The organism is Kosakonia sp. AG348 (assembly GCF_003337365.1).
Classification (GTDB): domain Bacteria; phylum Pseudomonadota; class Gammaproteobacteria; order Enterobacterales; family Enterobacteriaceae; genus Kosakonia.
Window position 1 is genome coordinate 101,506 of the sequence record NZ_QPJR01000013.1, and the last position, 13,996, is coordinate 115,501.

At 51.3% G+C, this 13,996-nt stretch carries 13 protein-coding genes and 1 rRNA gene; 7 read left to right on the plus strand and 7 right to left on the minus strand.

All coding sequences use genetic code 11. The features are described from left to right. Window positions 1–89 precede the first annotated feature (89 nt). From glnL to DFO56_RS24680, 3 genes are all read left to right on the plus strand, one after another. A complete protein-coding gene (glnL, locus tag DFO56_RS23010; RefSeq protein WP_017460101.1) occupies window positions 90–1,139 on the plus strand; it encodes a nitrogen regulation protein NR(II) in 1,050 nt (349 codons plus the stop codon). 8 nt (window positions 1,140–1,147) lie between these two features. After that, on the plus strand, window positions 1,148–2,557 hold the full coding sequence (gene glnG / locus DFO56_RS23015; RefSeq protein WP_020455888.1) for a nitrogen regulation protein NR(I): 1,410 nt from the start codon (window positions 1,148–1,150) through the stop codon (window positions 2,555–2,557). Window positions 2,558–2,667: 110 nt separating this feature from the next. Continuing rightward, window positions 2,668–2,790, plus strand: a complete 123-nt coding sequence (locus DFO56_RS24680; RefSeq protein ID WP_141399381.1) for a YshB family small membrane protein — start codon at window positions 2,668–2,670, stop codon at window positions 2,788–2,790. A gap of 66 nt (window positions 2,791–2,856) precedes the next feature. On the opposite strand, the gene hemN is transcribed toward DFO56_RS24680, so the two are convergent. Both hemN and yihI read right to left on the minus strand, forming a co-directional pair. Further along, window positions 2,857–4,230 carry an oxygen-independent coproporphyrinogen III oxidase gene (gene hemN, locus DFO56_RS23020; protein WP_045512421.1) on the minus strand — a complete coding sequence of 458 codons (1,374 nt, stop codon included), beginning with the start codon at window positions 4,228–4,230 and terminating at the stop codon, window positions 2,857–2,859. Between the two features lie 186 nt (window positions 4,231–4,416). Next, complete coding sequence (gene yihI / locus DFO56_RS23025; RefSeq protein WP_045512423.1) at window positions 4,417–4,917, minus strand: Der GTPase-activating protein YihI; 501 nt, start codon at window positions 4,915–4,917, stop codon at window positions 4,417–4,419. 575 nt (window positions 4,918–5,492) lie between these two features. Here yihI and yihA point away from each other — a divergent pair. After that, complete coding sequence (gene yihA, locus DFO56_RS23030; protein WP_044489766.1) at window positions 5,493–6,122, plus strand: ribosome biogenesis GTP-binding protein YihA/YsxC; 630 nt, start codon at window positions 5,493–5,495, stop codon at window positions 6,120–6,122. Window positions 6,123–6,429: 307 nt separating this feature from the next. On the opposite strand, the gene polA is transcribed toward yihA, so the two are convergent. Next, the gene (polA, locus tag DFO56_RS23035) at window positions 6,430–9,216 is read right to left on the minus strand and encodes a DNA polymerase I (RefSeq protein WP_045512425.1); all 2,787 of its coding nucleotides are present in this window, start codon (window positions 9,214–9,216) and stop codon (window positions 6,430–6,432) included. 422 nt (window positions 9,217–9,638) lie between these two features. Between polA and DFO56_RS23045 the strand changes: the two genes are divergently transcribed. Beyond that, on the plus strand, window positions 9,639–10,547 hold the full coding sequence (locus DFO56_RS23045) for an acyltransferase (RefSeq protein WP_045512427.1): 909 nt from the start codon (window positions 9,639–9,641) through the stop codon (window positions 10,545–10,547). A 12-nt stretch (window positions 10,548–10,559) separates the two neighbouring features. On the opposite strand, the gene dsbA is transcribed toward DFO56_RS23045, so the two are convergent. The 3 genes from dsbA to DFO56_RS23060 all read right to left on the minus strand — a co-directional run bounded on the left by dsbA (window position 10,560) and on the right by DFO56_RS23060 (window position 12,531). Continuing rightward, entirely contained in the window at window positions 10,560–11,183 is a 624-nt protein-coding gene (gene dsbA, locus DFO56_RS23050; protein ID WP_020455881.1) for a thiol:disulfide interchange protein DsbA, read from the minus strand. Between the two features lie 16 nt (window positions 11,184–11,199). Beyond that, window positions 11,200–12,186, minus strand: coding sequence for a serine/threonine protein kinase (locus tag DFO56_RS23055; RefSeq protein WP_045512429.1), 987 nt, complete (start codon window positions 12,184–12,186; stop codon window positions 11,200–11,202). Between the two features lie 75 nt (window positions 12,187–12,261). Then, window positions 12,262–12,531 (minus strand): YihD family protein, encoded by a 270-nt coding sequence (locus tag DFO56_RS23060; RefSeq protein WP_045512431.1) that lies wholly within the window; start codon window positions 12,529–12,531, stop codon window positions 12,262–12,264. Between the two features lie 69 nt (window positions 12,532–12,600). Between DFO56_RS23060 and mobA the strand changes: the two genes are divergently transcribed. Next, window positions 12,601–13,188: a molybdenum cofactor guanylyltransferase MobA gene (gene mobA / locus DFO56_RS23065; RefSeq protein WP_072051652.1), complete on the plus strand. Its 588-nt coding sequence runs from the start codon at window positions 12,601–12,603 to the stop codon at window positions 13,186–13,188. Beyond that, window positions 13,185–13,694 carry a molybdopterin-guanine dinucleotide biosynthesis protein MobB gene (gene mobB, locus DFO56_RS23070; RefSeq protein ID WP_045512438.1) on the plus strand — a complete coding sequence of 170 codons (510 nt, stop codon included), beginning with the start codon at window positions 13,185–13,187 and terminating at the stop codon, window positions 13,692–13,694. The genes mobA and mobB overlap by 4 nt, the downstream gene beginning before the upstream one ends. A 213-nt stretch (window positions 13,695–13,907) precedes the next feature. On the opposite strand, the gene rrf is transcribed toward mobB, so the two are convergent. Then, window positions 13,908–13,996 (minus strand): 5S ribosomal RNA (gene rrf, locus DFO56_RS23075); the annotation flags it as partial.

A 13,996-nucleotide genomic window follows, 5' to 3' on the forward strand; every position in this document is an offset into this window, starting at 1 on the left:
TTCTCCACCAACAACCTGATCTAACGCGCTTTTTATCAATAAAACGCTATACTGCACTAAATTAGTGCACACCTCCGGGAGACTGCTAAATGGCAAGCGGCGTGCTGCCCGATGCTGGGCAGATCCTCAATTCTTTGATCAACAGCATCTTGCTGGTTGATGACGACCTGGCGGTACATTACGCCAACCCTGCGGCACAGCAACTGCTGGCGCAAAGCTCTCGTAAGTTATTCGGCACACCGCTCCCCGAACTGCTGAGTTACTTTTCACTGAACATCGATTTGATGCGGGAAAGTTTGCATGCCGGACAGGGGTTTACCGATAACGAAGTGACCCTCGTGATTGACGGGCGCTCACACATTCTTTCGCTGACGGCGCAGCGTCTGCCGGATGGTTTGATTCTGCTTGAAATGGCGCCGATGGATAACCAGCGCCGTCTCAGCCAGGAGCAGCTCCAGCATGCGCAACAAGTTGCGGCGCGTGATCTGGTACGCGGTCTGGCGCATGAAATTAAAAACCCGCTTGGCGGTTTACGCGGTGCGGCGCAGTTGCTGAGCAAAGCCCTGCCCGATCCAGCGTTACTGGAATACACCAAAGTGATTATCGAGCAGGCTGACCGCTTGCGTAACCTGGTTGATCGCCTGTTAGGGCCGCAACAACCGGGGATGCACGTTACCGAAAGTATTCACAAAGTGGCTGAGCGTGTAGTGAAACTGGTATCGATGGAGCTACCGGAGAATGTCACCTTAACCCGTGATTACGATCCAAGTTTGCCGGAGCTCGCGCACGATCCCGACCAAATCGAACAGGTTTTACTGAATATTGTGCGTAACGCTTTGCAGGCGCTGGGGCCGGAAGGGGGCGAAATTATTCTGCGTACCCGTACGGCCTTCCAGCTAACGCTGCACGGTGTGCGTTATCGCCTCGCGGCGAGAATAGATGTGGAAGATAACGGCCCGGGTATCCCGTCGCACCTGCAGGATACGTTGTTCTATCCGATGGTGAGCGGACGCGAAGGCGGTACCGGGCTGGGGTTATCTATCGCACGCAGTTTGATTGATCAACATTCTGGCAAAATTGAATTTACCAGTTGGCCAGGCCATACCGAATTCTCGGTATTTCTGCCTATTCGGAAGTAGAGGTGTTTATGCAACGAGGGATAGTCTGGATCGTTGATGACGATAGCTCCATCCGTTGGGTGCTGGAACGCGCGCTCACCGGAGCTGGCTTGAGTTGTACAACGTTTGAAAGTGCCAATGAAGTGCTAGACGCACTCACCACCAAAACCCCGGATGTACTGCTTTCGGATATTCGTATGCCAGGGATGGATGGTCTTGCGTTACTGAAACAGATCAAACAGCGCCATCCGATGCTCCCGGTCATCATTATGACCGCGCATTCCGATCTTGATGCGGCGGTAAGCGCGTATCAGCAAGGGGCATTCGATTATCTGCCTAAACCGTTTGATATCGACGAAGCCGTTGCGCTTGTTGAGCGCGCTATCAGCCATTATCAGGAACAGCAGCAGCCGCGCAATGTGCAGGCCAGCGGCCCGACAACTGACATCATCGGTGAAGCACCGGCGATGCAGGATGTGTTTCGCATTATCGGTCGCCTGTCGCGCTCGTCGATCAGCGTATTGATTAATGGTGAATCGGGGACCGGTAAAGAACTGGTGGCTCATGCGCTGCATCGCCACAGTCCGCGTGTGAAAGCGCCGTTTATCGCCCTCAATATGGCCGCCATTCCGAAGGATTTGATTGAATCGGAACTGTTTGGTCACGAAAAAGGGGCGTTTACCGGTGCGAATACGATTCGTCAGGGACGTTTTGAGCAAGCCGATGGCGGGACACTGTTTCTGGACGAAATAGGCGACATGCCGCTGGATGTGCAGACTCGGTTGCTGCGCGTGCTGGCCGATGGCCAGTTTTATCGCGTTGGCGGCTATGCGCCAGTGAAGGTCGATGTCCGTATTATCGCAGCCACACACCAGAACCTGGAACAGCGCGTGCAGGAGGGCAAATTCCGTGAGGATCTGTTTCACCGCCTGAATGTGATCCGCGTTCATTTGCCGCCGCTGCGTGAACGCCGGGAAGATATTCCGCGTTTAGCACGCCACTTTTTGCAAGTCGCCGCCCGTGAACTGGGCGTGGAAACGAAACAACTGCACCCGGAAACCGAAACCGCGTTAACGCGTCTGGCATGGCCGGGTAACGTCCGCCAGCTGGAAAACACCTGCCGCTGGTTAACGGTTATGGCCGCAGGCCAGGAAGTGCTGATTCAGGATTTGCCAGGCGAGTTGTTCGAAACCAGCGTGCCGGACAGCCCTTCGCAGAGCCTGCCGGACAGTTGGGCAACGCTGCTGGCGCAATGGGCGGATCGCGCATTACGTTCCGGTCATCAAAACCTGCTTTCAGAAGCGCAACCGGAAATGGAGCGTACCTTGCTGACCACGGCGCTACGTCACACGCAGGGCCACAAACAGGAAGCGGCGCGGCTGCTCGGATGGGGTCGTAATACCCTGACGCGTAAGTTGAAAGAACTGGGAATGGAGTAGCGTGCGGGTGAAGTGTAAAGAATGAACCGCGGTCGCAAATTGCCGTTATTTTGCGCTTTACTGTTACCGGCAGTGACGTATGATCTTGCCCGTTCATGGGAGAGGTCATCATGCTGGAATCATTAATCAATGTGGTCACTGCAGGCGTAGAAGCTGGCGCGTCGGCAAGCCACACACCGCAAACAGCCATCGCGGCTGTTCTGTGTGCCGCGCTGGTTGGGCTGTTTAGCTAATCTTCGCGTTATGCTGCGCTTATCAGGCCTACAGAACGTGTTTTGTAGGCTTGATGCGCCATCTCGTTAAATCACGCGTGAAAACTGCTGCAAACGCGCCTTGCGCCGCAGATAAACATCGAAACACATGCAAATATTGCGGATCAGCAAACGCCCTTTCGCTGTGACTTGCAATCCCTGCTCGTTCATTGCCACCAGCCCGTCCACCACCAGCGGCGCCAGCAGGAGCAAATCCTCGGCAAAATAGTCACGGAAGTTGAGATCCCAGGCACGTTCCACCGCATCGAACTCAAGGCGGAAGTTGCAAATCAACCCTTTGATCACATCACGGCGAATACAGTCGTCACGGGTTAACGCGATACCGCGCCACAGCGCATTTCCGCGCTCGTCCACTTGCTGATAATAGTGTTTCAGCTCTTTTTGGTTTTGCGCGTAGCTATCGCCGATCATGCTAATGGCAGAAACGCCCAACCCCAGCAGATCGCTGTCGCCCTGCGTGGTGTAGCCCTGGAAATTACGATGCAATACACCTTCTCGCTGAGCAATAGCCAACTCGTCGTCCGGGCGGGCAAAGTGATCCATACCTATAAACTGATAACCGGAGCCGGTCAGCGAAGCGATGGTCTGCTGCAAAATATCGAGCTTCTGCTGCGCCGTCGGCAAATCAGCGTCTTTGATTTTGCGCTGTGCGGCGAATAATGTTGGCAAATGGGCGTAGTTAAAGACGCTCAGGCGATCCGGGCTAAGCGCCGCCACGCGTTGTAACGTAAAAGCGAAGCTTTCCGGCGTCTGTTTTGGCAGGCCGTAAATCAGGTCAATATTGGTCGAGGTAAAACCAATATCGCGGGCATGATTGAGCAATGCGAAGATAAAGGCTTCATCTTGCTCCCGGTTAACCAGACGCTGAACCTCTTTGTTGAAATCCTGCACGCCCATGCTCAGGCGATTAAAGCCCTCGCTGCGCAGATGATCGAGCACATCCAGTTCGATTTCGCGCGGATCAACTTCGATCGAGATTTCCGCATCAGCATTAAACGAAAAATGACCGCGCAGCAGGCTCATCAGGCGGCTGATTTGCGCTTTGTTCAGGTAAGTCGGTGTTCCCCCGCCCCAGTGCAACTGGCTGACGTGGCGACCTGAAAATAGTGGCGCGCGGTGAATAATTTCCTGCTCGAGCGCGTCCAGATACTGATCGGCTTTATGCTGCTGGCGGGTGACAATCTTATTGCAACCGCAGAAGTAGCACAGCTTGTGACAAAACGGGATATGCACATATAGCGACAGCGGTCGCTCAGGATAACGCACCACAGCCTGGCGAAAATCGTCTTCGCCGTAAGCGTCGGAAAACTCCAGCGCGGTAGGATATGAGGTGTAACGCGGCCCGGAATAGTTATATTTCTGGATCAGGGCCAGGTCCCAGTCGATGACTTGCTCAGACATTGTTTACTCCTTCCGATGACGCCGCTGGCGGTTCCGGCGGCCCGGCCTGACCTCGTTTCGGGTCATAAGCCGGTTGCGCAGCCACAGCTTGCGCCGCGACAACCGCTGTAGTTTAACGAATAACCACACCAGATAACATATAACCGGAAGGGTTATAAGCAGGACAGAAAGCCCCATAGAAAAGGATTAGTTGCCGCCTTTCAGCAGACGCATCATATCTTCTTTGCCTTCTTCTTCCTCTTCTTCGTTATCATCGTAAGAGAGGCCGAGTTTCTGCATCAGCTCATCAATGCGGTCCAGTTTGGCATCGACCCACGCTTGATCGTCAGCGCTCAGGGTTTCACCCTCTTCCAGACGTTCCAGTAGCGCGTCCAGGCGCTCATCCGTTTCCAGCATTTCCAGCTCAGCCTGCGGTGAAAGCATAGGTTTCTCGCTCTTAGGTTTGTGCTGCTTGTTGACCGGCGTGTCGGTGACACCCAGCGGGATCGGTTTTTTACTGCCAATACGCGGATCTTTTTGCTGTTTACCCCTTCCGGAGCCAGAAGCGCCGTCGCCACCGTTCGCACGGCTGCCTGAAGCATTACCGCGGTGCTTTTTCTCACGCTTACGATCGCGGCCTTCCTGATTTAACTCTTCACGGGTTTTACGGCGCACTTTACCGCGCGGATTGGTGGACGGTTTTTTCATATTAGTGGTCTTAAGTCGTTTTTCATCAGTATAGAATTGCGGCGGAATCTAGCAGAAAGTAAGCAAAGAAAAAAGGCGACAGTGCAAACTGTCGCCTTTTTTCTTGACCCTTCACCCGTAATGGGTTTTACATTCCGTGTTCGCTATCAACTTGCCCTGTTTATCCGTTAGCGTAGAACGTTCCCTGTTACGGTTCCTTTTCCTTGTTCAACGTCTTCTGACGTTTGTCTCCGGTCTTCGCCTCCTGGCGCTCCTGACCCCTCATTCCGTGAGTTATCCTTCCACAAGCAGCATCCGGCCTTGGTGGGTTACTTTACCCTTCTGAGCTAAACTGACAAGCAGGAAAAACCCTGTAACCCGCAGTTTAAGAAAATTCTATATACATAACTCTTTGATTAGATAACTTTTAGCCATTTTTTAACCTGCAACTTCTCCGAAAGTTCGTATAACGAAAAGGGCAAATATCTTACATAGCGCGCGGTAATGGCTCACAGCAGAGTTTCTGGCGAGAAAAACAGCCTTTTGCGTGGGTTCAGGTATAATCGCCGCATGCTTTGACGATGGAGACGACCATTTTGACTAACTGGAATTACCAACAGACGCATTTTGTCACCAGTGCGCCTGATATTCGCCACTTACCCGCTGATACCGGCATTGAAGTGGCTTTTGCTGGCCGCTCCAACGCAGGTAAATCGAGCGCACTTAATACCCTGACTAACCAGAAAAACCTGGCGCGAACCTCGAAAACGCCCGGCCGTACGCAGCTGATCAACTTGTTTGAAGTCGCAGAAGGCAAACGTCTTGTCGATTTGCCGGGTTACGGTTACGCGGAAGTGCCGGAAGAGATGAAACTCAAATGGCAACGCGCGCTGGGTGAATACCTCGAAAAACGCCAGTGCCTGCAAGGCCTGGTAGTGCTGATGGATATTCGCCATCCGCTGAAAGATCTTGATCAGCAGATGATCCTGTGGGCAGTCGAGAGCAATCTGCAAGTGCTGGTGCTGCTGACCAAGGCAGATAAACTGGCCAGCGGTGCGCGGAAAGCGCAGCTGAATATGGTACGTGAAGCTGTGCTTGCTTTTAACGGCGAAGTACAGGTTGAAACCTTCTCGTCGCTGAAAAAACAGGGCGTGGATAAACTACGTGAGAAACTGGATGGCTGGTTCAATAACCTGCCGCCAGTGGAAGAAGAAACGGGCGAGTAACCTTCCTATCAAGCGTGGCATTCGCCGCGCTTTTTTCTTTCTTTCGCACAATAAAAAACGCCCCAGTCATTTCTGACTGGGGCGGCTAAATATTCAGCCAAATCCGATTACGTGAAGTAAAAGGTCTGAAAGATAGAACATCTTACCTCTGTACCCTACGCGAATAACTCTACTCCCTTTTTAGATCCGGACAAAGCACTTTTTGTAATTTCTTTTCAATTTTTACATAGGGAATTCTAATGATTGTCACAAAACTCACGGTGATTTGTTGCTTACTTACAGAAAAAGCTCTTTACCCACCGAATACTTAGTGCGCTTGATCCCAGTTTTGACCGCTCCCGACTTCCACCAGCAACGGCACATCCAGTTTAGTGCTGCTCTCCATCAGTTCATGGATCTTTTTCGACACGGCCTCAACATCATCTTTGTGCACTTCAAACACCAATTCATCGTGTACCTGCATGATCAACCGCACGCGCGGTTTCTCGCTTTGCAGCCAGCTATCTACAGCGATCATGGCGCGTTTAATAATGTCAGCAGCCGTGCCTTGCATTGGGGCATTGATCGCCGCACGTTCCGCACCGGCTCGTCTGGCTCCATTGCTGGATTTGATGTCCGGCAAGTAAAGACGACGCCCGTCCAGTGTTTCAACATAGCCACGCTCTTTCGCCTGTGCGCGGGTACGCTCCATATATTCCAGCACGCCAGGATAACGCTCGAAGTAGAGATCCATGTACTTCTGCGACTCTTTACGCGGGATATTGAGCTGGCGCGATAAGCCAAAGGCGCTCATGCCGTAAATCAGCCCAAAGTTGATCGCTTTCGCGCTGCGGCGCTGCTCGTTACTGACACTTTCCAGTGGCAAACCAAACACTTCTGCCGCTGTTGCGCGGTGAATGTCTTTACCTTCGGCAAATGCAGACAGCAGGCCTTTGTCGCGTGACAGGTGCGCCATAATACGCAGCTCGATTTGCGAGTAGTCCGCCGAGACAATGACGTAATCTTTCGGCGCGATAAAGGCCTGGCGAATACGGCGGCCTTCTTCATTACGTACCGGAATATTTTGCAGGTTCGGATCGGTCGAAGATAAACGGCCCGTTGCCGTCACAGCCTGATGATACGAGGTATGCACGCGCCCGGTTTTCGGGTTGATCATCAGCGGTAGCTTATCGGTATAGGTCGATTTCAGCTTCGCCAGTCCACGATGTTCGAGAATGACTTTTGGCAGTGGGTAATCCAGCGCAAGCTCTTCGAGCACCTCTTCCGACGTCGACGGCGCGCCACCAGGCGTTTTCTTCAACGGCTTAATGCCCTGCTTCTCAAACAGAATGGTTTGCAACTGCTTGGTTGACGAGAGGTTAAACGGCTCACCCGCAATTTCGTGCGCCTTTTTCTCAAGCTCTGCCAGGCGCAGCGTCAACTCTTCGGAGTGCTTGTGTAACACGGCGGGATCGATATTGACGCCGTTACGCTCGATACGAGAAATTACCGGCACCAGCGGCATTTCAATGTTCTGGAAGACGTTCAGCGGCCCGGCATTATTTTGCAGCTCCGGCCACATCTTCAGATGCAGTTGCAGCGTGACATCGGCATCTTCCGCCGCATAACGCCCGGCCTGCTCGAGATCGATCTGATTAAAGGTCAGTTGGTTTTTACCTTTACCAGCGATCTCTTCAAAGGTGATCGTTTTGTGCTTCAGCCAGCGCTCGGAGAGACTGTCCATATCATGACGGCCAGCGACGCTGTCCAGCGTGTAGGATTCCAGCATGGTATCGAAGGCAATACCGCGCAGTTCAATGCCGTAATTTTCCAGCACGCCGCGATCGTATTTAAGGTTCTGCCCCACTTTACGGACATTTTCATCTTCCAGTAGCGGTTTCAGCAATTGCAGCACGCGTTCGCGCGGAATTTGATCCGGAGCATCAAGATAATCATGCGCAACCGGCACATAAGCCGCGATACCCGGTTCGGTCGCAAAGGAGAGGCCAACCAGGTTGGCGCTGATATTGTCCAGGCTGTCGGTTTCCGTATCGAAAGCAAAGAGCGGTGCGCTTTTCAGTTTGCCAATCCATATTTGCAACGTCTCTTCATCGAGAATGGTGACGTAATTTTCCGCTGACAGCGCGGCTGCGGGAATATCAGCTTCTGCCTCAATCTCAATGGTTTCCTGCGGTTTCGCCGCCGGTTTACCGCCTTTCGCCTGGAGCCACTTGCCCGCTTCTACATCTGCGCTCCAGCGTTTGAATTCATATTTCTTAAACAGCTCAAGGAGCTCCTGCGCCGCAGGCTGCTGAACTTCCAGTTGTTCGCAGGTCAGATCCAGTTCAACATCCGTTTTGATCGTGGCCAGTTGGTAAGAGAGGTAAGCCACCTCTTTGTTCTGCTCAAGCTTCGCCGCCATGGTTTTGGCACCGCGGAAGGTGAGCCCGGCGATTTTATCCGATTCGGCATAGAGCGTGTCCAGGCCGCCCAGCCCTTGTAGCAGAGCCTGCGCAGTTTTCTCGCCAACACCTGGCACACCCGGAATGTTATCTGAGGAGTCCCCCATCAGAGCGAGGAAATCGATAATTAACTCCGGCGGGACACCATATTTTGTCACCACTTCATCCGGGCCAAGGATCGTGTTGGTCATGGTATTGATAAGCGTAATATTTGGCGTCACCAGCTGCGCCATATCTTTATCACCTGTGCTTATCAGCACGGGCCGCCCCGCTTTTTCGGCTTCACGCGCCAGCGTGCCGATGACATCATCCGCTTCAACGCCGGAGACCGCCAGTAACGGCAATCCCATCGCTTTTACCATGGTGTGCAGCGGCTCAATTTGCGCACGCAAATCGTCCGGCATTGGCGGGCGATGTGATTTGTAATGCTCAAACAGTTCATCACGGAAGGTTTTGCCTTTCGCATCAAACACCACCGCAGCATGTGTCGGCTGGTATTGCAAAATCAGGCTGCGCAGCATGTTGAGCACGCCGTACATAGCGCCAGTAGGCTCACCGGCGCTGTTGGTCAGCGGCGGAAACGCATGATACGCGCGATAAAGGTAAGACGAGCCGTCAACAAGGATAAGTGGGTTTTCTGGGATCTGAACCATGATGTCCATGCCTGTTTATCAAATTATGGTTAAAGGATGCCACAGACAGGGAGAAAACATGAGTTTTTCGCGGAAAATGCCGAAAAGATTTCGCGATCGTCGGGATCGCTCGCATAAACATCCTGTGGATAAGTTTGTGAATAGTTTTTGTCAGGCTGGACTTTTGTGCCATTTCGCCGATCGCAGGATTATACAAATTATTTATATTCAATGAGTTATAATATAAAAAATGATCGTTATTGCTATTTGCTGACAATTTACGCTGTGTGGATATAAGTAATTTTGATTTGATTTATTGCCAATAATTCCTCAGGTATTACCAGCAAGGTTTAAGCATTCCTGATAACCGTTTTCTGTTAAGATCTGCGCCTTGCGCTTGTTTTAGTGTGCTTTTAGCAGCTAACTTTCTGAATAATATAACTATGTCGAGATTCCTTGCGGTAGCCACTCTATTTTTGAGTGTCCTGCTCACCATATTGGTTACCATTTTTTGCTCCGTGCCCATTATTATCGCCGGAATGCTCAAGCTGTTAATTCCAGTTCCCGTGGTATGGCGCGCGATCTCCGCTTTCTGCAATTTTATGATGTATTGCTGGTGTGAAGGGCTTTCCTGGTTATTGCATCTCAACCCTTATTTAAAATGGGATGTTGAAGGGCTGGAAGGCCTGGATAAGAAGAACTGGTATTTGCTGATCTGCAATCATCATAGTTGGGCAGATATTGTGGTGTTATGTGTACTGTTTCGTAAACATATTCCCATGAACAAATATTTCCTTAAACAGCAACTGGCGTGGGTACCTTTTATTGGCCTAGCCTGCTGGGCGCTGGATATGCCTTTTATGCGTCGTTACTCCAGAAGTTATCTGATTCGCCACCCTGAACGTCGGGGTAAAGATGTCGAAACTACGCGTCGTTCATGCGAGAAATTTCGCTTTCACCCAACCACTATTGTGAACTTTGTTGAAGGCTCACGCTTTACGGAAGAAAAACGCCAACAGACACGCTCTTCTTTCAAAAACCTGCTGTCGCCAAAAGCAGCAGGTGTTGCCATGGCGCTAAATGTATTGGGTAAACAGTTCGATAAATTGCTTGATGTTACGCTCTGTTATCCGGAAAACGACCGGACGCCATTCTTTGATATGCTCAGCGGTAAGCTGACGCGTATTGTCGTGCGAGTCAATTTATTGCCGGTGGATGAAGCGCTACATGGGGACTACGTTAACGATAAGAATTTTAAACGGAGTTTCCAGCAGTGGCTGAATAAACTGTGGCTTGGAAAAGACGAACTGATTGATACTATCAAAGCAGAATACAAAAACGCCGGTCAGTGACCGGCGTTATTTTTACTTCTTCTCAACCAGATATTTCACAGTATTTGCGTAGTCCTGAACGAAGGCGTCCAGGCTGCTCCCGTCCATACCCTGCAGGTTAACTTGGTATTTCCCGTTAACAAACATGGCAGGAACGCCCTGCAGTTGTAAATCCGCAGCCGCTTTTTCTTGCTGAGCAACCAGCGATTTCACCACGAAGCTGTTCCACGCAGCATCATACTCTTCGCCTTTCACGCCCGCGCTGATGAAGACATCGCGAATATCAGCAACAGACTTCACGGTTTGCGTTTTCTGCACGGCTTCAAACAGTGGAGAGGTGATTTTATCTTCCACACCAAGTGCCATGGCCACAGCCCACGCCTGCGTCATCTCTTTTCCCAGTGGGCCTAAAAATTCCACGTGGTATTTGGTCATTTTTGTCCCTTCTGGCAGCTTCTTCTTCACCGCGTCAGCAACATGCCAGACCTGCTCAAAGTCGTAGCAATGCGGGCAATAAAACGAGAAGAACTCAAGCACCTGCGGCTCTCCCGCCACTGGCTTATCAAGCGTAATAAATTGCTTGCCGTCTGTAGGTTGTGCTGCTGAGGCGCTAAAAGCCAGAATCATTCCTGCCAGCGCCAGCCAAATCTTCTTCATGGTCAACTCTCTCCATTTAATACATTGGTGTTAATGCTAAAGGTGGTTCTTGAAGAACTTTCACCTGTTCAAGAAAAATCAATATTTGCCTGCGCCAGTGATCTTCACTACTCAGCCACGGAAAATTTTTGGGAAATGCTGGATCGTCCCAACGACGAATCAGCCATGCCAGATAGTAAACCAGGCGCATGGCGCGTAGCGGCTCCATTAACCCCAGCTCAGCCATGTTGAATTCACTGAATTCTTCGTAGGCCTCGACAATTATCTCCAGTTGCATACGCTGCTCGGCTTTATCGCCGTGTAGCAACATCCAGAGATCCTGTACGGCGGGGCCATTACGGGCATCGTCTAAATCAACGAACATTGGCCCGTCTCGCCAGAGAATATTCCCTGCATGGCAATCACCATGCAGACGCAGAAGATTAAAACGGTTATGCCATTGCGCCATTACAGCATCGATAAGCTTATCGGCTGCACGCAAAAATTCATCTTTTAAAGCAGAAGGAACGAGCGTTGATGTTTCAAAAAGTTGGCGTGGCTCAATCAGATATTCTTTAACGCCTATTTCCGGACGACTTATAAAACGCTTTTTACTGCCGGTTTGATGCATACGGCCAAGGTAGCGGCCCACCCACTCCATTTGCTCCAGGTTGTCGGCTTCAAACTGACGGCCGCCAACGCTTGGGAAAACGGCGAAAAAGAAGTCCTGATGCGTGAGTAAGGTTTGATTGTTGAAAGCGAGCGGCGCCGCAACTGGCACGTCATCACGCTGCAAATCTAAAGCAAATTCATGCTCTTCAAGAATTTGTTCTGCAGACCAACGCGCCGGGCGGTAAAACTTCACCACATAGCGTTTGCGATCTTCATCCTGAAACTGATAAACGCGGTTTTCATAGCTGTTAAGCGGGGTAAGCCCGGAATCCACCCGGATCCCCTGCTCAAACAGCGCATCCATAATGGTATCCGGGTGTAATGTCTGAAAAGTAAAGGCGTTGCAGGTCATTCTGGGATCCGAAAATACGACTAATAATTCAGGATATCATTTCATAGCGTATTCGGTTGCGCCGCTTACAAGCTTTTACTCTTTAATCACGCCGCGCGCGCGCAACAGCGCGGTTTTAAAATCCTCTTCATAATCCTTCTGAATGCCGGGGATCACCGCATCTTTCGAGGAGTCGCGCATTTTCAGGTGATAGATCAGGATGTCATCACTTAAATCCATCAGGTCGCCTTGATAACCTGACTCTTGCGCCAGTTTCTGCAAAAATTGCACTAAATTAAGCTCTGGCTCTTTTTGCCATGCGGGCTGGAGAAGTTCGATAACTTCATTCAGGCGTTTACATTTCATAATCGTGCTCCTTACTCTGGGTACAGACACGTTAGCAGGGTAAAACCCACAATAAAAGAGGCGATAAGGGTGGCGGACAGTAGTGCAGTAACAGGGGTGGTGCTGGCAGGAGGAAAAGCCTCGCGGATGGGTGGAAAAGATAAAGGGCTGCAGGAATTAAATGGCAAACCGCTGTGGCAACATGTTGCGGAACGGCTGGCGCCACAGGTATCCAGCTTAGTTATCAGCGCCAATCGAAACCTTGAAATCTATCGCGCCAGTGGCTTACCCGTCCTCACAGATACGCTGGATGATTTTCCCGGCCCGCTGGCGGGAATTCTCTCCGTTATGCAGCAAAGCGATGGGGAGTGGTTTCTGTTTTGCCCGTGCGATACGCCGCGTATACCAACGGATCTTATGGCTCGGTTACAAAAGAACCGGCAGCATAATGCGCCGGCAGTGTGGGCTAATGATGGTGAACGAGATCACCCGGCCATTGCTCTGGTTCACCGCAGCGTTTTACCATTTTTGCAGAATTATCTCGCCAGCGGCGAACGTCGAGTGATGGTATTTATGCGACAAGCCGGAGGACATTCGGTGGATTGTAGTGATGTGAAATCCGCATTCGCTAATGTGAACACCCCTGATGATCTCGCGCACTGGCAGGAGAGAACATGATCCCACTACTTGCTATTGCTGCCTGGAGCGGAACCGGCAAAACGACGCTGCTTAAAAAGTTGATTCCAGCTCTCTGCGAACAAGGTATTCGTCCGGGCTTAATCAAACATACTCATCACGATATGGACGTCGATAAGCCCGGTAAAGACAGCTATGAATTACGTAAAGCAGGTGCGGCGCAAACGTTGGTTGCCAGTTCACAACGATGGGCGTTAATGACAGAAACCCCAGATGAAGCCGAGCTGGATTTGGCATATCTGGTTAGCAGAATGGATGCAACAAAACTGGATCTGGTATTAGTCGAGGGTTTTAAACACGAGGCAGTGCCTAAGATCCTGCTCTGGCGGCATGACTGCGGTCATGATTTAGCGGAGTTAACGCTGGACAAGCATGTTATCGCCATTGCCAGTGATATTCCTCTGAGGCAGGGTGTGCCGGTACTAAACCTGAATGATATTGAGCAGATAGTAACGTTTATTTTGCGCTGGATGAGCCAAGTGGGTTAGTTTTTTGGGACTCAATGCCTGTTTCACATGGGGCTTTGTTCCGGACAGGCAGTCACGTCTTTTGTGCACTGGCTCCGGAGGCAGGCTGCTTTTCCGCCACGCACAGAGGGCTGCTGAAAACCGGCATCCGGCATCCGGCATCGCAGGGTGTGGGTTCACAGCGTAAAAATGCAAAAAGGCCATCCGTCAGGATGGCCTCTTCACTTGTTTGATGCCTGGCAGTTCCCTACTCTCGCATGGGGAGACCCCACACTACCATCGGCGCTACGGCGTTTCACTTCTGAGTTCGGCATGGGGTCAGG

Coding starts and splice junctions, on each gene's coding strand:
- glnL (WP_017460101.1), top strand. CDS start 90: ATGGCAAGCGGCGTGCTGCCCGATGCTGGGCAGATCCTCAATTCTTTG.
- glnG (WP_020455888.1), top strand. CDS start 1,148: ATGCAACGAGGGATAGTCTGGATCGTTGATGACGATAGCTCCATCCGT.
- DFO56_RS24680 (WP_141399381.1), top strand. CDS start 2,668: ATGCTGGAATCATTAATCAATGTGGTCACTGCAGGCGTAGAAGCTGGC.
- hemN (WP_045512421.1), bottom strand. CDS start 4,230: ATGTCTGAGCAAGTCATCGACTGGGACCTGGCCCTGATCCAGAAATAT.
- yihI (WP_045512423.1), bottom strand. CDS start 4,917: ATGAAAAAACCGTCCACCAATCCGCGCGGTAAAGTGCGCCGTAAAACC.
- polA (WP_045512425.1), bottom strand. CDS start 9,216: ATGGTTCAGATCCCAGAAAACCCACTTATCCTTGTTGACGGCTCGTCT.
- DFO56_RS23045 (WP_045512427.1), top strand. CDS start 9,639: ATGTCGAGATTCCTTGCGGTAGCCACTCTATTTTTGAGTGTCCTGCTC.
- dsbA (WP_020455881.1), bottom strand. CDS start 11,183: ATGAAGAAGATTTGGCTGGCGCTGGCAGGAATGATTCTGGCTTTTAGC.
- DFO56_RS23055 (WP_045512429.1), bottom strand. CDS start 12,186: ATGACCTGCAACGCCTTTACTTTTCAGACATTACACCCGGATACCATT.
- DFO56_RS23060 (WP_045512431.1), bottom strand. CDS start 12,531: ATGAAATGTAAACGCCTGAATGAAGTTATCGAACTTCTCCAGCCCGCA.
- mobB (WP_045512438.1), top strand. CDS start 13,185: ATGATCCCACTACTTGCTATTGCTGCCTGGAGCGGAACCGGCAAAACG.